The sequence below is a fragment of the Desulfosporosinus sp. FKA genome (genome assembly GCF_002196785.1).
GTDB classification, from domain to species: domain Bacteria; phylum Bacillota; class Desulfitobacteriia; order Desulfitobacteriales; family Desulfitobacteriaceae; genus Desulfosporosinus; species Desulfosporosinus acididurans.
Genome location: NZ_NAHZ01000031.1, coordinates 328,730 through 353,889, shown reverse-complemented (window position 1 = coordinate 353,889; position 25,160 = coordinate 328,730). Strand labels below are relative to the sequence as shown.

The 25,160-nt window shown below is 46.1% G+C and carries 24 protein-coding genes; all 24 read right to left on the bottom strand.

What is annotated here, in order from left to right; all coding sequences use genetic code 11:
• Positions 1-119 precede the first annotated feature (119 nt).
• The gene (locus tag B5771_RS16700) at positions 120-509 is read right to left on the bottom strand and encodes a helix-turn-helix domain-containing protein (protein WP_088188546.1); all 390 of its coding nucleotides are present in this window, start codon (positions 507-509) and stop codon (positions 120-122) included.
• 499 nt (positions 510-1,008) lie between these two features.
• Positions 1,009-3,663 carry a pyruvate, phosphate dikinase gene (gene ppdK / locus B5771_RS16695; protein ID WP_088188545.1) on the bottom strand — a complete coding sequence of 885 codons (2,655 nt, stop codon included), beginning with the start codon at positions 3,661-3,663 and terminating at the stop codon, positions 1,009-1,011.
• The gene (locus B5771_RS16690; RefSeq protein ID WP_088188601.1) at positions 3,656-4,465 is read right to left on the bottom strand and encodes a pyruvate, water dikinase regulatory protein; all 810 of its coding nucleotides are present in this window, start codon (positions 4,463-4,465) and stop codon (positions 3,656-3,658) included. The genes ppdK and B5771_RS16690 overlap by 8 nt, the downstream gene beginning before the upstream one ends.
• Before the next feature lie 160 nt (positions 4,466-4,625).
• A complete protein-coding gene (locus B5771_RS16685) occupies positions 4,626-5,267 on the bottom strand; it encodes a helix-turn-helix transcriptional regulator (protein WP_088188544.1) in 642 nt (213 codons plus the stop codon).
• Between the two features lie 486 nt (positions 5,268-5,753).
• Positions 5,754-7,829, bottom strand: a complete 2,076-nt coding sequence (glyS, locus tag B5771_RS16680; protein WP_088188543.1) for a glycine--tRNA ligase subunit beta — start codon at positions 7,827-7,829, stop codon at positions 5,754-5,756.
• A 1-nt stretch (position 7,830) separates the two neighbouring features.
• On the bottom strand, positions 7,831-8,721 hold the full coding sequence (gene glyQ, locus B5771_RS16675) for a glycine--tRNA ligase subunit alpha (protein ID WP_047809889.1): 891 nt from the start codon (positions 8,719-8,721) through the stop codon (positions 7,831-7,833).
• 332 nt (positions 8,722-9,053) lie between these two features.
• Positions 9,054-9,518 (bottom strand): DUF4342 domain-containing protein, encoded by a 465-nt coding sequence (locus B5771_RS16670; protein ID WP_242966866.1) that lies wholly within the window; start codon positions 9,516-9,518, stop codon positions 9,054-9,056.
• The gene (gene recO, locus B5771_RS16665) at positions 9,511-10,305 is read right to left on the bottom strand and encodes a DNA repair protein RecO (RefSeq protein WP_088188542.1); all 795 of its coding nucleotides are present in this window, start codon (positions 10,303-10,305) and stop codon (positions 9,511-9,513) included. Before recO ends, B5771_RS16670 begins: the two co-directional genes overlap by 8 nt.
• Positions 10,306-10,390: 85 nt before the next feature.
• Positions 10,391-10,816, bottom strand: coding sequence for a hypothetical protein (locus tag B5771_RS23935; protein WP_140417750.1), 426 nt, complete (start codon positions 10,814-10,816; stop codon positions 10,391-10,393).
• Positions 10,817-10,919: 103 nt separating this feature from the next.
• The gene (deoC, locus tag B5771_RS16660) at positions 10,920-11,564 is read right to left on the bottom strand and encodes a deoxyribose-phosphate aldolase (RefSeq protein ID WP_088188599.1); all 645 of its coding nucleotides are present in this window, start codon (positions 11,562-11,564) and stop codon (positions 10,920-10,922) included.
• Position 11,565: 1 nt separating this feature from the next.
• Positions 11,566-12,480 (bottom strand): GTPase Era, encoded by a 915-nt coding sequence (gene era, locus B5771_RS16655; protein WP_047809892.1) that lies wholly within the window; start codon positions 12,478-12,480, stop codon positions 11,566-11,568.
• 417 nt (positions 12,481-12,897) lie between these two features.
• Entirely contained in the window at positions 12,898-13,371 is a 474-nt protein-coding gene (locus B5771_RS16650) for a cytidine deaminase (protein ID WP_088188541.1), read from the bottom strand.
• Between the two features lie 122 nt (positions 13,372-13,493).
• On the bottom strand, positions 13,494-13,877 hold the full coding sequence (locus tag B5771_RS16645) for a diacylglycerol kinase family protein (RefSeq protein ID WP_088188540.1): 384 nt from the start codon (positions 13,875-13,877) through the stop codon (positions 13,494-13,496).
• Between the two features lie 36 nt (positions 13,878-13,913).
• The gene (gene ybeY / locus B5771_RS16640; RefSeq protein ID WP_047809894.1) at positions 13,914-14,384 is read right to left on the bottom strand and encodes an rRNA maturation RNase YbeY; all 471 of its coding nucleotides are present in this window, start codon (positions 14,382-14,384) and stop codon (positions 13,914-13,916) included.
• A gap of 68 nt (positions 14,385-14,452) precedes the next feature.
• The gene (locus B5771_RS16635; RefSeq protein WP_172408297.1) at positions 14,453-16,762 is read right to left on the bottom strand and encodes an HDIG domain-containing metalloprotein; all 2,310 of its coding nucleotides are present in this window, start codon (positions 16,760-16,762) and stop codon (positions 14,453-14,455) included.
• Positions 16,763-16,830: 68 nt separating this feature from the next.
• Complete coding sequence (gene yqfD, locus B5771_RS16630; RefSeq protein WP_088188539.1) at positions 16,831-18,051, bottom strand: sporulation protein YqfD; 1,221 nt, start codon at positions 18,049-18,051, stop codon at positions 16,831-16,833.
• On the bottom strand, positions 18,044-18,331 hold the full coding sequence (locus tag B5771_RS16625; protein WP_088188538.1) for a YabP/YqfC family sporulation protein: 288 nt from the start codon (positions 18,329-18,331) through the stop codon (positions 18,044-18,046). Before B5771_RS16625 ends, yqfD begins: the two co-directional genes overlap by 8 nt.
• Positions 18,332-18,495: 164 nt before the next feature.
• Positions 18,496-18,948: a GatB/YqeY domain-containing protein gene (locus B5771_RS16620; RefSeq protein ID WP_088188537.1), complete on the bottom strand. Its 453-nt coding sequence runs from the start codon at positions 18,946-18,948 to the stop codon at positions 18,496-18,498.
• Between the two features lie 13 nt (positions 18,949-18,961).
• Positions 18,962-19,138, bottom strand: coding sequence for a 30S ribosomal protein S21 (gene rpsU / locus B5771_RS16615; protein WP_047809898.1), 177 nt, complete (start codon positions 19,136-19,138; stop codon positions 18,962-18,964).
• 135 nt (positions 19,139-19,273) lie between these two features.
• Positions 19,274-19,624 (bottom strand): histidine triad nucleotide-binding protein, encoded by a 351-nt coding sequence (locus tag B5771_RS16610; protein WP_088188536.1) that lies wholly within the window; start codon positions 19,622-19,624, stop codon positions 19,274-19,276.
• 84 nt (positions 19,625-19,708) lie between these two features.
• Positions 19,709-21,070 (bottom strand): tRNA (N(6)-L-threonylcarbamoyladenosine(37)-C(2))-methylthiotransferase MtaB, encoded by a 1,362-nt coding sequence (gene mtaB / locus B5771_RS16605; protein ID WP_088188535.1) that lies wholly within the window; start codon positions 21,068-21,070, stop codon positions 19,709-19,711.
• A 1,010-nt stretch (positions 21,071-22,080) separates the two neighbouring features.
• On the bottom strand, positions 22,081-22,818 hold the full coding sequence (locus B5771_RS16600) for a 16S rRNA (uracil(1498)-N(3))-methyltransferase (protein ID WP_088188534.1): 738 nt from the start codon (positions 22,816-22,818) through the stop codon (positions 22,081-22,083).
• Entirely contained in the window at positions 22,818-23,747 is a 930-nt protein-coding gene (prmA, locus tag B5771_RS16595; protein WP_088188533.1) for a 50S ribosomal protein L11 methyltransferase, read from the bottom strand. Before prmA ends, B5771_RS16600 begins: the two co-directional genes overlap by 1 nt.
• Positions 23,748-23,781: 34 nt before the next feature.
• On the bottom strand, positions 23,782-24,900 hold the full coding sequence (gene dnaJ, locus B5771_RS16590) for a molecular chaperone DnaJ (protein ID WP_047809902.1): 1,119 nt from the start codon (positions 24,898-24,900) through the stop codon (positions 23,782-23,784).
• Positions 24,901-25,160 lie beyond the last annotated feature (260 nt).

Here is a 25,160-nt window from a genome sequence, read left to right as displayed (position 1 = left end):
CAATAGGAAATCCGAATAATCTTGGTAACCAAGAAATCCCTAATTTTAGATTAAGGTTATCAGGCTGTGATCCTAACAAAATCGGAAAGCTGGTTCTGCCGGGTAATGCCCGGTTAAATTCATTGGGAGGTGATGAATGGAGAGTGTCCATTGCAGATCCTGCGGAGATTGAAGCCATTGTAGCAGCCTTGGTCGAAGCTCGTATCTTCTCCATCTTCTACCCCTTCAAAAATTGTATCTTCCAGCTGCTTACAACGCCTATAATAAGTAGTTCTGCCTATATTAAGTTTATTGCAAACTTCTTTTACCGTCATTTCGTTCTTCTCAACTAGCTTCATATAAGCCCTTAAATCTGCCAATTTTCTGGGAATCCTACCTTTACCAAATAGAGCTTCTGTACGCTCCATTAAACCAGTTTTACCACCTATCTCATCAAGTACAGCTATAATACTTAATGTATATTTCCCAAGCTGACTAGCCGAATCGAATTTTTCCTTTTTTATGTACAAGGCAATATTCTTCTTATGGGCATACATGATAAACCTAATAATGGATTTAACGTTTTCCCTAACGATTCAATACTGTAAACAAAAATAATGTCGCCTGACCTTGCGAAATTAATTATCTCATTTAATGTAATGTTACCGGGGTTTTTCTCGTGGAATACTTTTTTCTACATTTGAGCTATTTAGAAAGTTCATTTGTACCTTGTAGAATCGACTATTTTCTTTACCTCGGATATATCCGATTCGGATATAGATCCCCCCAAACTAATCCGACTTTTATACGACATTCTACCACAAAAAGTGTTCTATAATTAACCCAATAATGTGTTCCATAATACCTATTTTCTAACTGTAATTTTGTTCCTGAATGAAAAAGATTAATAAAATTAGGGTATTGTCTCTTAATATCATAAAAGACAATACCCCTACTATTTTTGCACCTAAACCTTCAAAGCCTTGGTGTATAAGGCTTTTGAAACTTCAAAATTATACTGTTTTTGCCTTATTTTGATTGGTCTTTGTTGATAACAGCCGCCTGGGCGGCAGCCAAACGAGCTATCGGAACCCGGAACGGCGAGCAGGAAACATAATTCAAGCCTACGAGATGACAGAATTCCACTGAATTCGGCTCCCCACCGTGTTCACCGCAAATTCCCAAACTAATATCCGGGTTAGAACCTCGGCCGAGTTTCACAGCCATATCAATTAACTTCCCAACTCCGTCGCGGTCAAGTACGACGAAAGGATCTGATTTCAGGAGGTTCTTTTCCAGATAAACAGGCAGGAACTTACCTTGGGCATCATCACGGGATAAGCCCATAGTCATCTGAGTTAAGTCATTCGTACCAAAGGAGAAGAAGTCGGCCACTTTACCGATTTCATCTGCCAGAAGGGCAGCCCGCGGTACCTCAATCATAGTTCCCACATGATATTTAATTTGAACATTTTGTTCACTCATAACCGCTTGGGCCGTATCGTCAACCAGTTTGCGCATCATCACAAACTCTTCTTTGCCCATAGTCAGCGGGATCATAACCTCCGGATGAATATCACAGCCTTCTTTCACTAAGCGGGCACTGGCTTGGAAAATAGCTCTTGCCTGCATGACTGTAATTTCAGGGAAAGAAACTCCCAGACGACAGCCGCGATGGCCTAACATCGGGTTAAGCTCGGATAGAGCGCGTACTTTGCGTAACAAACTTTCTTTTTCATTTAAAGCTTGCGGATCGCTCTTAGACATACGAAGTTTCGTAATCTCAACAATCAGCTCTTCAGAATGCGGCAAAAACTCATGCAAAGGCGGATCCAAGAGACGAATGGTTACAGGGAAGCCTTCCATCGCTTTTAAAATCCCATAGAAGTCTTCTTCTTGCATCGGCAGTAATTTAGCCAGAGCAACTTCTCGTTCTTCCAAAGTTTGAGCCAGAATCATTTCCTGAACAATAGGAATCCGTTCAGGATCCATAAACATATGCTCGGTTCGCGTAAGGCCGATTCCCACAGCGCCAAAATTCCGGGCATTGGTTGCTTCAGTCGGAGTATCGGCATTGGCCATAACTTTCAAGCGGGATATTTCATCAGCCCAACCTAAGAACTCTTTAAACCCTTCACTTAATTCGGGATCAACCATCTTGACTTCGCCTTTAATGACTCGGCCTGTTGCCCCATCAATTGAGAAAAGAGTTCCTTCCGGATATTCAACACCGTCGATAGCGACCAACTTTTGCGCATAGTCAATTTTTAAAGCATCACAACCGCAGACAGCCGGTTTTCCCATATGACGGGATACTACCGCTGCATGACTGGTCATACCACCGCGGCTGGTTAAAATTCCTTGAGCCGCCAAAATTCCACGGATATCGTCAGGAGTTGTTTCCGTACGGACAAGTATAACCTTTTCGCCTAATTGTCCTAAACGTTCTGCCTCTTCAGCGCTAAAAACGATTTTGCCGGAAGCGGCACCTGGTGAAGCCGGAAGACCCTTGGCCAGAATTTGGAGTTTTGCTTCTCCATCCATCCGGCGATGAAGCAGATGATCCAGTTGCTGAGGTTCGATGCGCATGACTGCTTCTTCTTTACTAATCATACCCTCATGGTAAAGATCGACGGCCACTCGGATAGCTGCCGAAGCCGTTCTTTTCCCATTGCGAGTTTGCAGCATATACAGCTTGCCCCGTTCAATGGTAAATTCAATATCCTGCATATCCCGATAATGAGCCTCGAGGCGTTGGGAATTTTCCACAAACTGTTTGTAGATATTTTCGTTTTCTTGGGCTAAGGTAGCGATAGGCTGGGGCGTACGTATCCCTGCTACCACATCTTCACCCTGGGCATTCATCAGGTATTCTCCGTAAAGTGCTTTCTCACCGGTCGAAGGATTGCGGGTGAAAGCGACCCCGGTTCCTGAATCTGATCCCATATTGCCAAAGACCATGGACTGTACGTTGACAGCCGTTCCAATATCGTGGGGAATATTATTAATGATGCGATAGACATTGGCCCGGTCGTTATTCCAGCTTCGGAAAACGGCTAACACGGCCAGCTGCAGCTGTTCTTTCGGATCCATTGGAAAGGGCTTTCCTGTACTGCGTTGAATTTGTTTTTTGTACTCGCCAACCATCCATTTCAGGCTTTCGGGGGAAAGCTCCGAATCGAAACGAACTCCCTGCTTATCTTTTGCCTTCTCTAAGATCTGTTCAAATAAATAATGTTCAATCTCAAGCACCACATCGCCGAACATTTGAATAAAACGGCGGTAGCAATCCCAAGCGAAGCGCTCATTTTGTGTGTTAACTGCTAAGGCTTCGACAGTATCATCATTCAAACCAAGGTTAAGTACGGTATCCATCATGCCCGGCATGGAGAATTTTGCTCCAGACCTTACCGAAACAAGAAGCGGATTTTTCTTATCTCCGAAGAGTTTTCCGGTCGCTGCTTCAACCTCAGCTAAAGCCGGCCAAACTTGATCCCAAGTCCCATCCGGAACATTTTCTCCGTTGACATAATACGCGTTGCAGGCCTCTGTGGTAATAGTAAATCCTGGAGGCACAGGCAGCCCAATTTGGGTCATCTCTGCCAAGTTAGCTCCTTTTCCACCCAGCAAGTCGCGCATAGAGGCTTTCCCTTCACGGAATAAATAAACATACTTCTTAGCCATTTCGCTCCCCCTTAAACAATATTTCTAACACGATGCTCGCAGTTTCTTCAACTGCTTTGCCTGTTGCATCAACGACTGGACATCCTATGCGCTTCATAATTCCACGCGCATATTCTAATTCTTGCATGATCCGCTCTAAGTTCGCGTAATCTGCCGAGGCGCCTAACCCGAGAGTTTTCAAGCGCTCAGTACGAATTTGATTCAAAAGCTCAGGCCGCAAAGTCAGACCGATTATTTTTCGTGGTGAAATTGCATAAAGCTCATCCGGAGGTATTACCTCTGGGACCAAGGGTATATTCGCCGCTTTAAGACCTTTATGGGCAAGATACATACTCAGCGGAGTCTTTGAGGTCCGAGAAACTCCAATCAATACTACATCCGCATAAAGAACTCCGCGGGGATCTTTCCCGTCATCATATTTGACGGCGAATTCAATGGCCTCAACTTTCCGGAAATACTGCTCATCCAAACGGTGAATAATGTTAGGGGTATGGGTAGGTTCCATACCCGTCTGCTTAGAAAGAGCCTCAATCACAGGGCCTAAAATATCCACCGTTTTCAGGCCTCTCTCAGCAGCTCTTCGCTCTAAATAATCTCTAAGGCCTTTCAATACCAAGGTATAGACTAAAATTGCCTGTTCAGCTACAGCCTCTTCCAGGATCTCCTCCAGATGCGCCTCATCCCGTACATAGGGAACTCTTCGGATTCGAGTTTTTATACCGATAAATTGTGCTGCAGCCGCCCGGCCTACAAACTCGGCCGTTTCACCGAGGGCATCTGAAATTACATATAATACAGGCATTGGGCCCGTTACGTCCACACGACTACACCTCCGTCTTATTCCTAATTCTCATAAAGACCCCGCCTACTCCTGACCACTGGATATGTATCACATCCAAACTCATAACCAATATTGCAGGTGATCGATCTCAAGCCGTTTTGATCGCTCATAGTTGTGACAGCTATGCTTTCGTCTCAGCAATCTGCACAAAGAGTTTTGTTACATTAGTCTTTGTGAAACGCCCTACAACCTCATAACATTCTTCCCCGTTTTCGTCAATGAAACTTTCAACAACCGGCAAGCTGTCAACCTGATGTTGAACAAGCTTTTTAGCTGCGCTATACACAGGTTCATCCGGAGTCGTCATGAAAATATTGGGCATCCTTGTCATAATAACCCCGACAGGAACTTGCTGAAGATCTCCCTTGCCGAGAGACGCTTTCATAATATCTTTACGTGAAATCATTCCCAAGAGCACCCGCTCCGGCCCAACAACCGCTAGGCTTCCAACGTTTTGTGTAAACATCGTCACAGCTGCTTCATAGATACTTGCACTTTCCGGTATAGTTACCGCCATCGACTTAAAAGAACAAACTCTTAATTGAAGCAGCCTTTCCATCATCGGGGATGGTCCAAGATCATCTCGGTACGAATACCCGACACGCGGTCTGGCCACTAAGACCCCGGACATCGTCAAAATAGTTAAATCCGGGCGGAGGGTTGCTCGCGTCAAATCCAGCTTTTCCGCAATTTTTTCACCGGTTATGGATCCTGCTTCTTTAACGATCTCCACAATTCGCTGTTGACGATCCGTCCATTCCAACCCATTTCACCTCTTAATGATTCTTTCTACCTTTAATGTGACATACTAAATGAGGTTTATGCGTACAATTATACCACATTATATTATCTATTTACTAGATAGTGTTTATAATTTATTGCCATAACTACCTAACATGTTTAATTGGAATATCCTTTTATATTATTTAAAAAGCTTAAAACAAAATAATCGTCACTAAAGAAACAGTGATCAGAAAACATATTTTAAGTCGGGCTTATCTGAAAAAAAACAGAATCTCACTCAAAACACTTTTATTAAAGTCTTTTCAAAGTGCACTTCCAACCAATGACGCCCAAAAAAGTTATTTCCCTGGTCATTAATCCAATTAGATTGATCATGTATTTGTGCTTTAATTAAAGCTAAGGATGGAGCGACGAGCCCCATCCCTAAGTCCTTAATCCGAAGGAAACTGCCTTTACCGAGTCATAGCAAAAGCAAAACCGTTAATTGCACTTATAACATTAATCCTTAAGCTAAAACACTCAATTCGCCTAAACACCCTAACATTTTAACGCACTCTCCCAACAAGGCGAGTCGATTGTTCTTCAAGTTCACGTCCTCAACCATTATCATGACTGCTTGGAAGAGAGCTTCAATCAAGGGAACAAGCTCCCCGGCCAATTGGTATGCTTCCTCGAAGCTGCCATCATTCAGGGCTTTGGCAAAACGTTCTCGGCGCTGAGCAATCCCTTTTTCTAAAGCCGCTTCGCTCGCATCAACTAATAAATCAGGGTTTAGTTTTTGTTCAGATTCTTTTTTCGTCAGATTGAAGCACCGGGTATAGGCCTGAAGATAAGATACAAAGCCTTCCTCTTCACGTTTTTCCGCAAGTACCCGTGCTTTTTGCAGAACACGGTTTAATTGGTCTCCGCCTTGCGCTAAAACGGAATCCACCGTATCATAACGCAGTCCCTGTTCCTGGAGCACAAACCTTAACCGTTGTTGGAAGAAGTCCTGCAGGAGTTTCATTATCTCCTCCAGCGGCAGCAGCGAAGTCCCCTGTTCCCCAAAGGACCGATATGCTTCCTGCAGAAGCTCGGTCAAAGAAAGGTTCCAGCCGGACTCTAAGAGTATTGCCACAATCCCTTGGGCTTGACGTCTTAAGGCATAAGGATCCTGGGAACCCGTCGGCTGAATTCCAATCCCAAAGGCTCCAACGATAGCATCCAGTTTATCCGCAATACTGACAACGTGGCCTGCTTCAGATACCGGCAAACTATCACCGGCAAAGCGGGGCTGATAATGTTCGAAAATTCCCTGACATACCACTGGATTCTCACCGTTCGCCCTTGCATAATCCGAACCCATAATTCCCTGCAATTCAGGAAAATCACTGACCATTAAGGTAACAAGGTCGGCCTTTGCCAAATAGGCTGTGCGGTCAATATCCTCTGTGAGGGATTTGGCATAGCCTAATCTTTCGGCGATAAAACGTGACAGCCTGCGCAAACGTTCTACCCTTTGCTCGACGGTACCCAGTTTTTCATGATAGACAACTTTTTTAAGCTTGGAAACAAGCTCACTCAGCGGCACTTTCTGATCTTCACGATAATAAAAAGCGGCATCCTCCAAACGAGCTTTTAAAACCTTTTCATTACCGGCCTTAACGACTTCCAAAGCAAAAGCATCACCATTACGCACTGTAATAAAGTAAGGTAATAGTTTCCCTTCTTTAGACCGAACAGGAAAATAACGCTGATGTTCACGCATAGGCGTTGTAATGACTGCTTCAGGCAAATGCATGTAACGATCTGCAACTTCGCCCAACAAAGCGGTAGGATATTCTACAATATGGATGACTTCCTCAAGAAGTTCTTCATCATCGGGAACCTCCCCGCCCACTTTCTCCGCAAGAGCTTTAATTTGTGTTTGTATTGTCTCCTTACGTTCTTCAGGATTTACCATGACATAAGCCTTGCGCAAAACGTCGCTGTAATCTGAAGCATTCTCTATTAGAACAGAGTCTTTTGCTAAAGTGCGATGTCCCCGTGTACTGCGGCCGGACTCCAAACCTACAAATTCAAAATTAACGACGTCGGTGCCATAAAGAGCCACGATCCAGCGTATCGGACGTGCAAAACGGAAATCCAAGTCTCCCCAGCGCATAGGTTTCGGAAAATGCAGGGCATGAATCATGTCTTGAGCTAATTGAGGCAAAAGTGTCGCGGTTTCCACACCTATTTCAGATTTGCGGGCAAATACATAAGGCACACCGTTAACCTCTTGGACAAATAAATCTTCCACCGTTACACCCTGGCCTTTAGCAAAACCTTGAGCAGCCTTTGTGGGAACACCCTTGGCATCATAGGCCGCTTTGACAGCAGGGCCTTTAACCTCTGTCAACAAATCTTCCTGCTTATCCTGAAGATCCCTTGCTAAAAGGGCCAGCCGCCTCGGTGTGGCATAAATATCCAGTTTGCTATAGCTCAAGCGAAGTTCCTCAAAACGCTTACTTGCTTGTTCCTCCAATTGCTTCATGGCACCCGGGGAAAATTTAGCCGGGATTTCTTCTGTTCCGATTTCCAGCAAAAAGTCCTTTGCCACCTTATTTCACCTCTTTCTGGGAATTATTCTTGAGCAAAGGGAAACCCAGTTTTTCTCGCTGTTCCACATAAGCCTGTGCACAAAGACGGGCAAGGGCTCTTACCCGCCCGATATAGCTGGTGCGCTCAGTAACACTGATGGCTCCGCGGGCATCTAAAAGATTAAAAGTATGCGAACATTTCAAGACATAGTCATAGGCAGGCAGAACCAGCCCTTTTTCCACGACTCTCTTAGCTTCACGTTCATACATATCAAACCAAGTCTGTAACGCTTCAATATCCGCAACTTCAAAATTGTAATGGGAGTAGTCAATCTCATTCTGCAAATAAATATCTCCATAGGTTACGTCCCCGACCCATTCGATATCGTAGACACTGTCTTTATCCTGGATATAGGTAGCCAGCCGCTCTAAGCCATAGGTGATTTCAGCACAGACAGGTTTACAGTCAATCCCTCCGCACTGCTGAAAATAGGTAAATTGGGACACTTCCATGCCGTCAAGCCAGACTTCCCAGCCCAGGCCCCAAGCACCCATAGTTGGCGATTCCCAGTTGTCCTCCACGAAACGGATATCATGTTCCTTGGGATTAACACCAATACGTTCCAGACTATTCAGGTATAACTCTTGAACATTGTCCGGCGAAGGTTTGAGAATAACTTGGTATTGAAAATAGTGCTGCAAACGATTCGGATTTTCGCCATAGCGTCCGTCCGTCGGCCGACGGGATGGCTCAACATAGGCCACATTCCAGGGTTCAGGCCCAAGGGCGCGTAAGAAAGTAGAAGGATTCATCGTACCAGCCCCTTTTTCCACATCATAGGGCTGAGCAATAATGCAACCTTGTTCCCCCCAGAACTGATTAAGGGTCAGGATTAAATCTTGAAATTTCATAGTCCAGCCTCCTAGGTTAAGAATAAAGTTGTTTAGCTGAAGGAATTTCGGCAAATAAAAAAGCACTCACTCCCGCAGCCATAACGGCTACAGGGACGAGAGCTTGTTCCCGCGGTTCCACCCTGTTTGACCCAAGTAAAGGGTCCTCTTAATTTTCTAACGCTCAGAGCTGCCCCATTTGCCATCTCATTCGGCTTCCACCATCCCCGAACTCTCTATAGAGACCTCCGCAAACTTCCTGCCCATCATCGCATTCTTAGGTTAATTAATCATAATTATATGCTGTAAATAAAATTGTGTCAAACATTTATGGTATTTTTTACCTAAAGATTTCAATCCTCACTTGCTACGAAATTATAGCCGTCATCAGTATAGATCGAGGGCTTATCAACAGTATCAATTTCTAAATGAAAATGATTTAAAGCCGCTCCGACAGCTCCAACAAGAGCCACCATCCGCAAGCTGGGTTTTCTCCAAACCGAATAGGCTAAAGCCACTCCCAAGGGAGCCGAAAGACTTAAAACCGTCGTATCATTTCTCTTCAGATTAATCTTTGTTCGATTAAACTCCTTCATTTTAGCTTTAAGACTGTCCCACAATTCCTGTCCACGATCAGGAATCTCCTCACATATCTTTATCCTATCATGTTCATGTCGATCTCTCTCTAAACAATCCAAGGCCTTTATCACATCACCCTGAGCTGAATTCAAAGCAGCACGGGCTTCCTCGTATCCGATGCCCATGCGTTCCCGCAAAATATCCATCTTCTCAAGTTCCGACCACAACGCTTCACTCAAATTCTTTTCCTTCCTTTCCGTTCAAAGATCGGATATGACGTTCTAAGCCATCACTAATAGTGTTTTCCAATCTCCAGGATTTAAGAGGTCTTTCAAACTTATGCTCCAAATAATGCCGCAATGTCTCCAAAACTTCCTCTCTCATCCACGCAGCCCAACGCAGCCGGTCAAGCTTAGAAAGATCAGCCTGAATCAACTGACGCATAAAAGCAATACTGCCCGCCCGAACCATCCGTCCGGAATAACTCTCCCTGCACCGTCCACAAAGCGTACCACCTGCTTCAGAACTAAAAAACAAGCGTTCACCTTGTAACCTCTCCCCGCACTCCACACAATCACCCAAATGAGGCCGATATCCTAAAATGACCATCAAACGCAGAGCATAGGCACTAAGCAGAAGAGACGTTTCATACTGTTCAAGAAGAAATAAGCAAGTCAGCGTCAGGGTAAAAAGTTCGGCATTAGGCTGCCCCGAAATCGTCGAAATATCTAAAAGCTCCGCCATAGCCGAAGCTGCCAAAGAACGATCCAAATCTGACCAAAGGTAAGAAAAACTTTCCTTCGGACTACACTGGCTCACCGTATCTAAACTCTTTCCCTTATGAATTAAAAAATCCCCATATGTAAACAACTGCGCCCCGGCCCTTTGACGACTCTTAGGTTTTCTCACTCCCTTAGCAACAGCCTGAATCTTCCCCATTTCCCGGGAAAAAAGCGTGAGCACCCGATCCGATTCTCCATATTCTCGGCTCCGAATCACCAACGCGTCCGCATGATAAACGGCCACGCCCTCAACCCTTTCTATTCTTTGTTATCTCTAAGCCAACTATACATGAACACGTGAACACGGGGGACGGTCCTTTTAACACACTTTAGCCAACACCAATTGCAAAATATGCCAGGGAAGAATCAGAATGAACATAACTACCTTTACAAACTGAAGGCACATCAACTCCAACAGTGCTTGGGGAGCAGTTATCACAATACTCCCATCCGTCCCCTAACCCAGCCCAAGATACTGCATGACGAGAAAACCCTCCAGAAAATTCCCGATTCAGACGGTGCACATATAATGTGCCGTCACCACAGCATCCCCGTCGTTCCCCCGACCCTAAGACCAGGACGCAGTATGACAAGAGCGTGAAGTCTTTACGTAAGCAGCTAGCAAACTCCGTGAAAGCGACTGACCCCAGACACGGGGCGGCGCATAGGACGTGCGCCGCCGCCATGGCGCCAAGGACGGCGCCTATGGTGCGATAATCTCCAGTGGAGATTATCGCCGAAGGCGGATTCTTCAAACAATACTATCGCCGGAGGATGAACCCCGCACCCTAAAGCCAGTCGCTTGAACGGCTAGTTTGCTCTGCGTCGTATGACTGAGCGCTCTGTCATACAAGTCCCTCACTCAAGGACCGCGCTAGTCCCCAGCCTCTCCGCGCCAGCCTCTACCAACTGAAGAGCAAACTCCTTCGTCCTTATCCCCCCGGAAGCCTTCACCTTAACATATTCTCCAACCCATTTTTTGAGATTTTGCACATCCTCAACGGTTGCTCCCCCACCGGCAAACCCCGTCGAAGTCTTGATAAAATCAGCACCGGACCGCTTAACAATCTCCGCCGCCGTTTTCTTCTCATCTTCCGTCAATAAACAAGTCTCAATAATAACCTTGATTAAAAGGCCGCAGCCATGGGCGGCTTCGACAACCCGGACAATATCCCGTTCGACCGCGTCCCACTTACCGGACTTGGCCCAGCCGACATTAATAACCATATCAACTTCTTTGCCCCCATGAGCTTTAACCATATAAACTTCCAATACTTTAGCTTCTGTAAAGGTAGCCCCCAGAGGAAAGCCAACAACAGCAGCCACACCAATTCCCGTACCAAACAAAAGCTTAGCCGCTGTCTGAACATAGGAAGGGTTCACACAAACCGTTGCAAACTTATGCTCCTGCGCTTCAAGACATAAAGCAACAATATCCTTTTCAGCAGCCTGCGGCTTTAAAAGCGTGTGATCAGTCATACCTGCTAAATTAATACCATTCATTTTATTCATCTCGATCCTTCCCATACCCATAATTACGCAAACTATCAACCCGATTACGCCAATCCTTCTTCACTTTAACCCAAAGCTCCAAAAAGACAGGACTTCCCAGTAAAGCCTCAATATCTTGACGGGCTAAACTTCCAATCTCCTTCAGTTGTTTTCCCTTGGCCCCGATAATAATGCCCTTTTGAGATTCACGCTCAACAACGATCAAACCCCGAATCTTAACTAAAGTCTTCTTCTCATGAACTTCTTCGATCACCACAGCAATCGAATGAGGAATTTCATCACGAGTCAACTGTAAAACCTTTTCTCGAATCAATTCCGCCATAATAAACCGCTCCGGCTGATCCGTAACTTCATCCTCAGGATAATACATCGGCCCCTTAGGAAGAAGATTAAAAATAACTTTCAGCAACTCATCCGTATTCTCCCCAGTTTTCGCTGAAATAGGAACGATCGCCTTAAACTCAGCCAAAGACGAAAACTGCTGGATTTTTTGCAGCAATTGCTCCTTATCCAACAAATCGACCTTATTCAAAACCAGTACAACCGGGGTCTTAGTATGCTTAAGCATCTCAATAATGTACTCTTCCCCAGAACCGAATTCCGAGGAAAGATCAACCATATACAAAATAGCATCCACTTCGCGCATCGATTCCTTTGCTGCACCCACCATATATTCCCCTAACTTATGCTTAGGCTTATGTATCCCGGGAGTATCCAGAAAAACAATTTGCCCCCGTTCCTCCGTTAAAATACATTGAATACGATTGCGTGTCGTCTGGGGCTTATCAGACATAATCAGCACCTTTTGTCCTAACAAATGATTAAGTAATGTAGATTTTCCCGCATTCGGCCTGCCAATTACTGAGACGAAACCGGAACGGAATTCTTTCGAAGTTATTGAAACCAACGGTGAAGTCACTTCCCTATTCTTAAACTTTAGTTCTTTCTTCTATACTTACCATAACCCTTAGATGTAGCATCTATTCAGTTCGTTCTTTGCAATCACAAATTACGAAGCATTCTCCAAAAAGCAAATGTTCTGTTCCCAAATTCAGGGCGCGGAGTTGCAAAAGCGTGAGGTCTTTACGTAAGCAGCCCAGCAAACTTCGTGAAAGCGACTGACCTCAGATCGGGGCGGCGCACAGGACGTACGCCGCCGCCATAGCGCCAAGGATGGTGCTTATGGCACGATAATCTCCGGTGGAGATTATCGCCGTAGGCGGGTTCCCTAAAAAATTGCTATCGCCGAAGGATGAACCCCGCACCCCAAAGCCAGTCGCTTGAACGTTAGTTTGCTCTGCGAACGTACGACCCGAGCGCTGTGTCACTCAAGTCCCGTCCCGCTCAAAAAATCCGGCCCAAACGACTCCGGCAGCAGCCTCCCTAAGGTCGTCCATCGCGTCTCCCTCCGGCCATTAACCAAAATCACCAGACAATCCTTGGCGAATTCGCGAATTACCTGCCGGCAAGCACCACAGGGAGATGGGAACTCATCAGTCGGAACTGCAACAACAATCGCCTTCAGCTCACGCTCCCCTTGAGCCGCAGCTTGAAAAACAGCATTTCTCTCAGCGCAGATTGTTAAACCATAACTAGCATTCTCAACATTACAACCGCTGAAAATCTTTCCTGAGGAAAACAGTGCCGCCGCTCCAACGGGATAATGTGAATAAGGAACATAGGCTTGTTTGTAGGCCGCTTCAGCCTTGCAGACAAGCTCTTCTCTTACTTGAGGCGAAATACTTGATTCCAGAATTACTGACGGCTGAGATTCAAATTGATTCAAAGTCAAAGTCATTAACAGCTCCTCGAAAAAAGTCCGAAGCAAAGTATAAGAACCACTTCCACCTGTAGAAGTTAAAACCTTACGATTGAATAAATGCCAAGGTGAAAAATCCCTATCCTAAACTTGTAGAAACTTTAGAAAAAATGGCTCGCCATACAAAAAAAACGCGGGCAAAAAACAATTGCCCCAATGGCAATTGCTTGAATTGCCGTCACAAGGACAGCGCCCGCTGCTACATCCTTGGCCATACCGGCAAGAGGATCAAAATTAGGCTGAACCAAATCCACAACAATTTCCAGTGCAGAATTCATAACTTCTGCGCTGATAACGCTGCCAATAGCAAAGATAAGCATCATCCACTCCGAACGGGAAACCTCTATCCACCAAGCTAAGCACAAAACAGAGATTCCGGCTGCGATATGAAACTGCATGTGCCCCTGTGTTTTACATGTGTACCATATCCCACGTTTCGCTTGATTTAAACTCCGCCAAAACCCCGATCTTTGATATCTCCCCATGCTTCCCTCCGTCTTTTAAGCAAGCATTTTAAATGTCTATCGTTCTAAACCTATAGCAGCCATTACTTCTTCTTCTTTGGCTCGCATTTCTTGCTTGTCCGCATCATTTTCATGATCATAACCTAATAAATGCAACGTACCGTGGACCGCTAGATAAACAATTTCCCGTTTCAAGGAATGCCCGTATTCTGTCGCTTGTTCTCGTGCCCTTTCAACTGAAATAACAATATCTCCAAGCATATCGTCTTCGAACTCTGAATCGGGCTCTTCATCTGTTTCCTCTTGAAGAGCAAAAGAGAGAACATCTGTTGGACGATCAACTCCCCGATAGTCCCGATTCAATTCGTGAATCCGTTGGTTATCAACTAATATCAAACTAACCTCCGCCTCTTCCGGTCCTGCGGCGGAACGTATTCCTTCCTGAATTGCCCGTTCTAACAACTCAGTTAATTCATCTCGTAATTCAATACTAACAGTGTCTTCTTCCCAAGAAATATCTAAAATCACATTTAACGGGCATCACTCAATAAGTCAGAGTCATAATGCCCTTACCTCCCTCCATGAAATAACGTTTGCTACGAATTCTGCCCAGGATGCTCTGGGATTGCCTGTGGTTCTGATCCTGCTTTATCCTTAGCGGCAGTTTTCTCCGAACTCTCATGTGGTTCTGGAGAAACTCCATCTTCATTACCTTTTGCGGCTGCTTTACTGGCATCGGTCACAAGCTTCTTGGAAGAGTGATCTTTCCCCGACGGCAGTTCCGGATACTCCACCCGAGAATGGAAGATTCCGCTAAGAACCCTAACGAAGGCCATAGCAATTCGATCCAGATCCTGAAAAGTTAAATCACATTGATCAAGCTGCCCGTCATTAAGCTTGTCCTTAATTATTTTCCTGACAAAACCTTCAACTCGTCCCGGTGTAGGATGTTTCATAGAACGCACAGCCGCTTCTATCGTATCGGCAAGGCTGACCAAAGCCGATTCTTTCGTTTGTGGTCTCGGACCTTCGTAATGAAAGGCTTCCTCAGGAACATCGTCTTTTTCCTCAAGAGCCTTATGATAGAAAAAGCTGACTAAACCATCCCCATGGTGCTGAGCTATAATATCCTGAATCTGCTGCGGAAGTTTATTTTCCTTTGCTAATTCCAGTCCGTCCTTAATATGGGAAATGATAATCAGCGCACTTAAAGTTGGAGCAATCTTATCATGAGGATTGTCTTGGGTAAACTGATTTTCAATAAAGAAATAAGGACGTTTTAGTTTCCCAATGTCATGATACAACGCTGCTACCCTGACCAACGTGGCATCGGCATTGACTGCCTCTGCGGCAGCTTCAGCCAGATTTCCCACAAGTATACTGTGATGATAAGTTCCCGGTGCCTCCATTAATAAACGTTTCAACAGCGGACGATTTGGATTCGATAATTCCAAAAGCCGAACCGAAGATGTAATATGAAATCCCGATTCAAACCAATGCAAAGCGCCGACAGTCAAGAATGATGACGCCAAGCCGTTGACAATGCCCAAGATTAACCCCACAATCCAAACAGCTAAGCTTGATCCAGTAGTCAAAGCTATGGAACTCACCATTAAAGCATTAGCTGCTGAAACGAAAAGTCCGGCGCGAGCCAGATCAGACCGCTGGCTTAGATGGGACACACTATAGACTCCCACCACCCCTCCAAAAAGAGCTACGAGTCCCATTTGAAGGCCAATTGCCGTGGATAGAGTCGGATCAACTAAAATAGTTACAAAAACCGCTAAAACTACGGAAACAAGCAAGGCGACATCGGCATCGATTAAAATTGCCACTGACATGGTAGCCCAGGCAACAGGGATCAGGATTCCAGCCATTACATTGAAATCACTTCCGCCTAAATTAATGGAAACAACGCCTCTGCCCATCACCAGCACTAAAACCATCGTGAGCCCAATCAGAACCAAGCGGTTTGTTAAACGTAAAACATCCCGCTTATATTGATATAAATACCCTATAATCGTTCCCAAGCCAAAAATCACTAGTAAAGCTATCCCTGCGACAGCCTCCCAAGTATTGCGGCTGTTAATCAATCCGTACTGAGATAATACATTGTAAATATCCTTGGTAACAATGTCACCGGGGCCCACTATTTTTTGATTAGCCTTATACTGGGTAATTTCCCGTTTAACAGACGCACGGGCAGCAGTACGCAGCTTTTGTGTTGTTTGCGCATCCACAACCAGAGTCGGACGAGTTAATTCCTGACCGATAAAGGCTTTGAAAAAAGCTTTAGCGTCATCATGCAAAGCCGACTGATCAATATCCGATTTTGTTCGTTCGCGCAGCGGAGCAACATCTGCATCCGTACGAGCTCCGGTAACCACATTGCGGGCTCTTGTTAAAATAAGATCCCCGCCGACTTGTTCTTCTGTGTCCAAAGCATCGGAGGACGTTTTGAGCAAAGATAATAAGATCCCCTGGGATAACGTATTAAAGGGCTGCGTTTGTTTTAATTTTGCAACACGGGTGCTATCATCCCCTGTAACAGCCGCGGCATTATGCAGAGCCGTAAAGTCATCTCCCAAATCTCTGGTCAGACTATTGAAGAAGTCTTCATCCGGTTTGTAAACCGGTTGAACAGCATTCGCTGCGGCATCCTGGTCCTGATTATACTTGTCAGTATCTTCAATATCTTTGGTCCACGGAGCAACAATAAGCTGGGGACTAGGTTCACCAATCTCCAGATGAAGCTTGGAAACAAATAAATTTGAAGATAACAAAACTGTAAACACCAGAAAATACATCACCGCAATAATGGCACGCAGCCAAAACGTGTGATGTCTAAACCAATCCAGACGCTTGGAAATCTCCCCCCAAGTCTTTTTGAATCTTTTAATCTTCAAAAACCATCATCCTTACTTTTCAGTCCAACTAGGCATCAAAAAACTGAAAAATCTTATTCTGGTCACTCTTAAGGATTTGCATAAACGGCAAGATCCTCGTAAGTTTCTACCTCCACCCTGACTCGTTCAACTCCGGGATTACTAGGAAGAACTTTCACAGTTTCTTCAATTATCTGAGCACCAGGTGAGATTTTCTTCAAGACTTCACTCCGAGCAGTCTCTTCCGCTAATTGACGCGCTTCTGAAACCGATCGTTGAATATGAACGTTTTGCAGTTCCTTATAGTTGACCTGTATAACTTCGACAGGAAAACGCCAATTCCTCCAGACCCTGATAGAATGGCTTAGGACTTCTCTATGCGCTTGTTCAAAGGGGGAATTTTGCATTGTTACCATTATGACGCGAGATCCAAATTTTATACCCCATCCTTTTGCAACTCTTCCACTTTCTTGCTTTTTGTCTTCAACCAAGGGCACTTGCTGCTCAGCGCTATACCATACACGCCCTCGTACAAATCCTTTGGCAGCAGATGCCGGAAGATCCGGAGTAGTGCTCTTAGCAGGATTTGGCTCGGCCTTGGAAACAATTGGTGTCGTAGGCACACCAAGGGTTGGAGCCTTGGCTATCAGAACTTGTCCGGCTCGTACGACCTCTCCTTCATGAACTTGAGGAACCCCTTGTATTACCATGATTTCCTTAACAAGACCGGCATGGCTGGCAACCAAATTGCCGGCCTCTTTAGGAATCGACGGCCGGATCTTTTCCGAAATCTTAATTACAATCTCAGTTCCATTGCGTTCCAAGCCAACCCATGCTGCATCCGGCAATTCCTCCTGCAAGGTTTTAGCAATCTTATTTAAGTCCAATCCTTTCGAATAGGTCCAAGTTCTTAAGCCCAGTTTTTCTGCCCTCTGTATAATTTCCGAAGTCTCAACAGTACGATTGCCTGTTACAGAGATGACAAGAACAAGCTGGGATAAAACTGTCAGTCCCACAGCAATAACAGCTATCCCTGCTATTAGTCCTTTTCTTCTCCGCCAACGTGCAGCTACAAAAGGCCAGCCATATTTAGCAATAATATGCACCCTCGTATGAGTTCTCCGGGCGGCCCTTTTCAAACGCCGAAAATCATCAAGCCGGACTTGAGCCCGCATTCCCCGCTCAGAGCGCTGCGTATGATAAAGAACCACGCCCTCTTGCAAGACGTAGTTGAGAAAGTGCGGCAATTGTTCGCCCCGAGCAATAAAAAAAACTCTTCCTTGCCAAAATGTTCTCAACCGGTCAAACATTTTTTTCTGCCCCTTCCTCAAAGCTTAAAGCATTTAGTTCCCCGTCAATCCGCAGCTCCGTGGCCAAAATAGTTTTGAGGACAAACCCCTTGCCCCTAAGGAAAACTTCTCCATCGGCTGTTTCCAGACGAATTTCTTCCTCCGAAAAATTAATAATGCTTTGGTAATTCTCAATTAAAATTTGTTGTCTTCCCGTTATCGTAATTTTCGGACCCTCTCCAGCAACATCCGGCGGGAAATCCAAAATATCTCCGACACTTGTTTGAATTTTTTTAAACACAAAAAGCTCCTCCCCTCTGTAAAAATCTATGAGGGAAAGAGCCAGAATAGTCCAAGCCCACGATCTAATTCTTGCTGATTATGTAGAGAAAACTTGAACGTCGCCTTGATAAGGCAAAAAGACCCAGAGGCTTACGCCACCGAGTCTTTTCTCATCTTCAAATATTATGCCCCGAGCATTTCACGTACAATAAGATTGACAACTTTGCCATCTGCCCGACCTTTAGTCTTCGGTGACAAAGCACCCATGACTTTGCCGAGATCCTTAGGGTTCTGTGCCCCCACTGCGGCAATGGTCTCTTGTACGAGTTGGCGAATTTCCCCTTCGGAAAGCTGTTGAGGAAGGTATTCCTTCAGGATGGCAATTTCCTCTTCCAAAGCATTTACCTTTTCAGGGCGATCCGCTTTACCAAATACTTCCAATGCATCTCGACGCAATTTTAATTCTCGTGCCAAAACTTCAATAACCTGGTCATCATTGAATTCGATGTGCTTCTCAATCTCAGCATTTTTTATAGCAGCCCTGACCATTCGGATGACGGAAAGTCTTACCTTCCCCTCCTCTTTGGCCTTCATGGCAACCTTCATATCCTCAACGAGGCGATCTTTCAGGGACAATTCAAGACACTCCTTACTTGAACTTGCGTTTACGTGCAGCTTCAGACTTTTTCTTTCTTTTCACGCTCGGCTTTTCGTAGGCCTCATGTTTACGAGCTTCTGCACTGACCCCTGCCTTTTGACAAGAACGCTTGAACCTGCGGAGTGCGGCATCAAGGGATTCGTTTTTACCAACTCTGACTTCACTCATTGTCTTATCCCTCCCTCCACTGGATCATCACAATATACTTTATAATTATAATGGAATAATCGAGTTGCGTCAAGCTGACTTGTTAATCATAATAACAGTATCCTGATTTCGTGGTATTCACGTACCAGCAAGCCACTAGCCGATTTTGGCCTCAAGAGCCTGTCCGCCGAGTAAATGAAAATGAAGATGTCCCACAACTTGGCCCCCATCAGCTCCAGTATTGGTCACAACTCTGTAGCCCGTCTCTGCCACTCCGAACTCTTGAGCTAAACGTCGTATTACTCCGAAAAGATGACCAATCAGGCCCTCATACTCAGAGGTAACCTCATTAACACTGCTCAGATGATTCTTAGGTATTACCAACAAGTGCACAGGCGCTAAAGGCTGAATATCTTTAAAAGCCACCACTTGATCATCTTCATAAATTATGTCACTGGGTATTTTGCGTTGGGCAATTTTGCAGAAAATACAATCGTCACTATACATTTTCTTTGCCTCCTTATCATAATCCAAACTATCCTTTTGCATACTTCCCAAACGACGACATGTTTTGACATTAAAGGTTAAGATTTACCTTGGAATATAATCCTCTTCCAAAACAACTTGAACAAATTGACGCGAAAACCAGAGCTTATTCTGCTGTCTCGGCAAATGAACTTCAATATAATGGGGCGTATGTCCAACAGCATTGCCCTCAGGATCAACCCGTTCCACCAGTACTTCTACCCGTTTCCCAATAAATCTGCGCATAAACGCTTCCTGACTTTCATGCGCAGCCGCCATTAACTCCTTAACCCGTTGATCCTTAACTTTCTTGAGAATTTGATCCGGATAATCAGCGGCAGGAGTACCTTGACGTTTGGAATAAGGAAACACGTGCACACCTGCAAAACCACATTCCCTCACAAAATTCAACGTCGAAGCATGATCCTCCTCTGTCTCCCCCGGAAAGCCGACAATAATATCCGTCGTAACCGCAAGTTCAGGTATCCTTTGTCGTAAGCGAAGCAATAACTCCCGATAATCCTGTAATGTATAAGGCCGGTGCATACGGACTAATACCCTATCACTGCCGCTTTGCAACGGCATATGTACATGAGGGCAAACAATAGCCGAAGAAGCAATACAATCAATCAGCTCAGGCGTATATTCCATCGGCTCAATCGAACTCAGCCGCAAACGGCGCAGCCCCGGAATTTCAACCAGCTCACGAATCAAACGCGCTAAATTCCAACCCGAGTTCAAATCCTGACCATAAAACCCCGTATGAATCCCCGTCAGAACAATTTCCGGGTAACCCTCCTCCACCAACCTCTTGGCCTCAGCAAGAGCCTTATCCGGCTGACGGCTTCGTAAAGGACCCCGCGCGTAAGGAATAATACAATATGTACAAAACTGATTGCACCCCTCTTGGATCTTCAGAAACGCCCTCGTCCTATTTTCCTCATTGAGCTGAGGAAGCTCCTCAAACTCACCCGCATCCTCAATCCCACGCACAGCATTCTGCGGCCTACGCTCCTGCTTAACCCGCTCTATCCACTCTAAGATTTTCCCACGATCCTGAGTCCCAAGAACCAGGTCCACTCCTTCAATATCAAGAACATCCCCTGGAGCAGTTTGAGCATAACAACCCGTCACCACAACAATACTCTCCGGATGAACCTTAATCATCCTGCGAATCGCCTGGCGCGACTTACTGCCTCCAGTATTCGTCACAGTACAAGTATTAACAACCACAACATCCGCTTCCTCTGAAGCGCTTACCACATCATAATCAGCCTCACGAAAAAGCTGAGCCAACGCTTCACTTTCCGCTTGGTTCACTTTACAGCCAAGGGTCAAAAAACAAACAGCAGATCGTGGTTCGTGGTTCGGAGTTCGTAATTCAAACTCAGCAGCGGTTGTTTTAACTTGTCCAATTTCTATAGCCATTAATACTCACCTTTTTCGCGGCTTATGATTCCTAGTTCCGATCATTTTTAGAATTCCCACGTTCTTCTAATTCGCAGCATATCACGAATTTACACAAATAGGCAACAGACGGCGCACATGAAATGTGCCGTCTCCCAGAAAAGACTCAAAATGAGACTTACCTTCTCCAAAGAACAGCCCCAGAATCCCCGAAGCCCAGAACCCAGCGTGACACGGACCCGAGATCTTTACAGGAGCAGCCCAGCAAACTTCCGTTCAGGAGACCGACCCCAGATACGGGGCGGCGCATAGGACGTGCGCTGCCGCCATAGCGCCATGGACGACGGCACCGGATATACCCGACGTGTCAAGTGGGCGTGTCGGGGGGACGGTCCTCTTGACACGCACGCCCCCGACACGCTAATCGCTCACTACAGACGGTGCACATGAAATGTGCCGTCTCCCAAGAAAAGACTCAAAATAGGAACCTATCTTCTCTCCAAAGAACAGCCCCAACATCCCCCGAAGCCCAGGACACAGCGTGACACGGGCCCGAGGTCTTTACGGGAGCAGCCCAGCAAACTTCCGTTCAGGAGACAACCCCAGACGCGGGGCGGCGCACAGGACGTGCGCCACCACCATAGCGCCATGGACGACGGCACCGGATGTGCCAGCGTGTCAAAAGGACCGTCCCCACGACACGCCCCCGTCTCGCTTATCACCCGCTACAGACGGTGCACATGAAATGTGCCGTCCCTCAAGAAAAGACCCAAAATGGGAACCTACCTTTTCCAAAGAACAGCCCCAACATCCCCCGAAGCCCAGGACGTAGCGTGACACGGACCCGAGGTCTTTACGGGAGCAGCCCAGCAAACTTCCGTTCACGAGACAACCCCAGACGCGGGGCGGCGCGCAGGACGTGCGCCGCCGCCATAGCGCCAAGGATGGCGCTTATGGCGGGAACCCCGCCCCCCCAAAGCAGTCTCCTGAACGGTTAGTTTGCTCTGCGAACGTACGACCCGAGGGCTGGGTCACCCTACGTCCCCGAAATGCCCCAGCACCAGCGTCAACGCCGCCAAGGCTGCCGTTTCCGCCCGCAAAATCCGCGGTCCCAGCGAAACGCTTTGCGCCCCCAGCTCTTCACTGGCCCTGGCTACCTCAGCTGCCTCAAACCCGCCCTCCGGTCCGATCAAAATAGCAATCGGCAGGTCCGGATCAAAGGTACTCAGCACCGTAGTTAAACGCCGAGTTTTCTCTTCCTCATAAGGAATCAGCCATTGAGTTCCCTCAGGCAGCTTGTTCTTCAGGTCTCCCCAATTGCAAACCTCCCCGATCTGGGGTTCCTTCACCCGGTGAGACTGCTTGGAAGCTTCCGCAGCAATTTTTTGCCAGCGAGCGACTCGTTCCTGAGCTTTACTCCCCTCGAGCTGCATCACAGAGCGTTTTGCCCGCAAGGGAAAAAGGCCATCCATACCAATCTCTGTTCCTTTTTGAATAACCCATTCCATTTTTTCCCCTTTAGAAAGTCCAGCCACCAGAAAAACTGAGGTATGGGCCTCAACGTCCGGATGATCAGTGCTCAGAATCCGACAAGTCACGCTTTTATCTTCGATTTTCAAAATCACGCCCGTATATTCCATGCCGCTGTTATCATAGCCCAAAACCTTATCGCCCGGAGTCAAGCGCAGCACACGAACCAGATGATCCCGTTCCGTTCCTCGCAGCCAAAAAGCGTTTTTACCAAGTTCCGTAATCTTAAACCGATGCATTAATTAGCCCACCTTGCTCGAAATAGAATCCAGCCAGAATCTTCAACTCGTTCTAAGATTTCCAAACCGGCCTTTTTCATACCTTCCTCAACATCAGAAGCCCGGTGTTCAATAATTCCGGAGGCCAGAAATTCTCCTTCCGGACTTAAGATTCTTTTGAGATCCTCGAGCAGCATAAGAATAACATCTGCAATGATGTTGGCGATAACAACCTGAGCTTGTCCTCTGAGTACTGTCCCCAGGTCCCCTCGCGAGACACGAACTTTGTCACTCACATGATTTAAATCTACGTTTTCTTGAGCGACCCGGACAGCTACTGAATCCAGATCTACAGCCTCAACCTCAGCCCCCAGCTTGGCAGCCGCAATGGCTAAAATTCCCGAACCAGTCCCTAAATCAAAAACCTTCTGGCCCGGTTTAACAATGTTCTCCAATGTTTTTAAGCAAAGAGTCGTTGTCGGATGAGTCCCTGTTCCAAAAGCCATACCCGGATCAAGTTCGAGTATGATATCTTCCGGCGCCGGATTAACGTGCTCCCAGCTCGGCTTAATTAAAAACCGCTTGCCAATTCGGGCAGGTTTAAAATAAGCCTTCCAAGCCGTCGCCCAATCTTCTTCTTTTAACGAAATTCCTTTGACTTGAACGACCCAGTTTGGAAAACGCTCCAAAAGGTCCCGAATTCCCTGATCGAGTCTTTGCAATTTGGCAGAAAGTTCATTATCCTCAGGGAAATAGCCTTTAATCACTATAGTTCCCGTAGCTTCAACTTCACCAAAATCGTGGAAATCCCAAGACCCTGATTCTATGTATCCTCGCAAAATTTCCGGATCATCGATACTGACACCCGGACATCCTAACTGATAAAAAAGATCGGCAACAATTTCTTCCCCTTCTGCCGAAATTGTCACCGCCACTTCACGCCAATCCATGTTATGCTCCTTTTATCTCTATTAACCTAAATTTTTAACCCATTGCATCCCGGAGGTTTTCTTTAAATTTCTCAAACAAGGACTTCTTGCCCATTTGTTGATGATCAGGAGTAGCCTCACCAAATTGACGCAGAAGTTGTTTTTGCTTCTCATTCAACTTTGTCGGTGTAGTCAAAATTACCCGCACATGCTGATCTCCTCGACCGCTGCCGCGGCGATAGGGAACGCCATGCCCTTTAAGACGAAAGACCGTTGAAGTCTGAGTACCCTCAGGCACCTTCATCTTCACAACTCCATCCAGGGTCGGCACATCAATTTCCGCGCCCAAAGCGGCCTGAATAAAGGTAATCGGGATTTCACAATAGACATCGTTACCTTCGCGATCAAAGAATTTATGAGGTTTAACCTGCAGAACGATATAAAGGTCTCCCGCAGGTCCGCCCTTAGCTCCGGCTTCGCCGTCTCCGCTCAGCCTTAAATTCAGGCCGTCTTCCGAACCAGCGGGAACATTAATTTTAATCGTTTTAACCTTACGAACTTTCCCTTTTCCGTGGCAAGTGGAACAGGGAGTACTAATTGTTCGGCCTTCTCCTTGACAAGTCGGACAGGTTCGGGCCGTCTGTATCTGCCCAAAGGGCGTGCGTTGGGTCATTTTAACTTGCCCGCTGCCATGACACTGAGAGCAAGTCGTCGGTTGAGTACCCGGAGCTGCACCGGAGCCCTGACATTCCGTACATGTCTCGTCCCTCGGAATCTGAATTTCCTTTTCCGCACCAAAAACAGCCTCTTCAAAGGTTAAAGACATGGCATAACGCAAATCTGCGCCTCGCTGCGGGCCATTGCGCCGCTGTCCGCCGCCGCCTCCAAAGAACATATCAAAAATATCGCCAAAGCCTCCCATGTCCCCAAAGCCTCCGCCGCCTTGGCTGGGATCAAAGCCAGCATGACCGAATTGGTCATACCGCGCTTTTTTGTCGGGATCATTTAAAACATCATAGGCCTCAGCAACTTCCTTAAACTTTTCCTCGGCAGTTTTATCACCCGGGTTAGCATCAGGATGATACTGACGGGCTAATTTTCGATAGGCCTTCTTAATTTCCTGGTCACTGGCCGATCGCTCAACCCCGAGCACCTCATAGTAATCGCGTTTCATGGTTTCCTCCATCACTCCTATAGCCATTCGCACTTTCCAACATTTTAACCTGTTTAAGAGTTTCATTAATCTTAGGTTTCTAAATTAACCTGTTAAAGGTATAAATCACCTTAAGGCCTTTACAGGACACCATAAAGAAAAGATTTGCCCATATTAAGGATAGTAAGCTTAAAATAAAGTCCTCTAGTATTATATGATCCTTCGTGTTTAAGCACAAGGTAATATCCTTATCTTAGAAAATCTAAATTTATCCAAAACAA

Excerpts from the sequence above, each read along its gene's own strand:
- ppdK (WP_088188545.1), bottom strand. The coding sequence starts at position 3,663 with ATGGCTAAGAAGTATGTTTATTTATTCCGTGAAGGGAAAGCCTCTATG.
- B5771_RS16690 (WP_088188601.1), bottom strand. The coding sequence starts at position 4,465 with ATGCCTGTATTATATGTAATTTCAGATGCCCTCGGTGAAACGGCCGAG.
- glyQ (WP_047809889.1), bottom strand. The coding sequence starts at position 8,721 with ATGAAATTTCAAGATTTAATCCTGACCCTTAATCAGTTCTGGGGGGAA.
- deoC (WP_088188599.1), bottom strand. The coding sequence starts at position 11,564 with ATGAATGGTATTAATTTAGCAGGTATGACTGATCACACGCTTTTAAAG.
- B5771_RS16650 (WP_088188541.1), bottom strand. The coding sequence starts at position 13,371 with ATGACTTTGACTTTGAATCAATTTGAATCTCAGCCGTCAGTAATTCTG.
- B5771_RS16645 (WP_088188540.1), bottom strand. The coding sequence starts at position 13,877 with ATGGGGAGATATCAAAGATCGGGGTTTTGGCGGAGTTTAAATCAAGCG.
- yqfD (WP_088188539.1), bottom strand. The coding sequence starts at position 18,051 with ATGTTTGACCGGTTGAGAACATTTTGGCAAGGAAGAGTTTTTTTTATT.
- rpsU (WP_047809898.1), bottom strand. The coding sequence starts at position 19,138 with ATGAGTGAAGTCAGAGTTGGTAAAAACGAATCCCTTGATGCCGCACTC.
- B5771_RS16610 (WP_088188536.1), bottom strand. The coding sequence starts at position 19,624 with ATGTATAGTGACGATTGTATTTTCTGCAAAATTGCCCAACGCAAAATA.
- mtaB (WP_088188535.1), bottom strand. The coding sequence starts at position 21,070 with ATGGCTATAGAAATTGGACAAGTTAAAACAACCGCTGCTGAGTTTGAA.
- B5771_RS16600 (WP_088188534.1), bottom strand. The coding sequence starts at position 22,818 with ATGCATCGGTTTAAGATTACGGAACTTGGTAAAAACGCTTTTTGGCTG.
- prmA (WP_088188533.1), bottom strand. The coding sequence starts at position 23,747 with ATGGATTGGCGTGAAGTGGCGGTGACAATTTCGGCAGAAGGGGAAGAA.
- dnaJ (WP_047809902.1), bottom strand. The coding sequence starts at position 24,900 with ATGAAACGCGATTACTATGAGGTGCTCGGGGTTGAGCGATCGGCCAGT.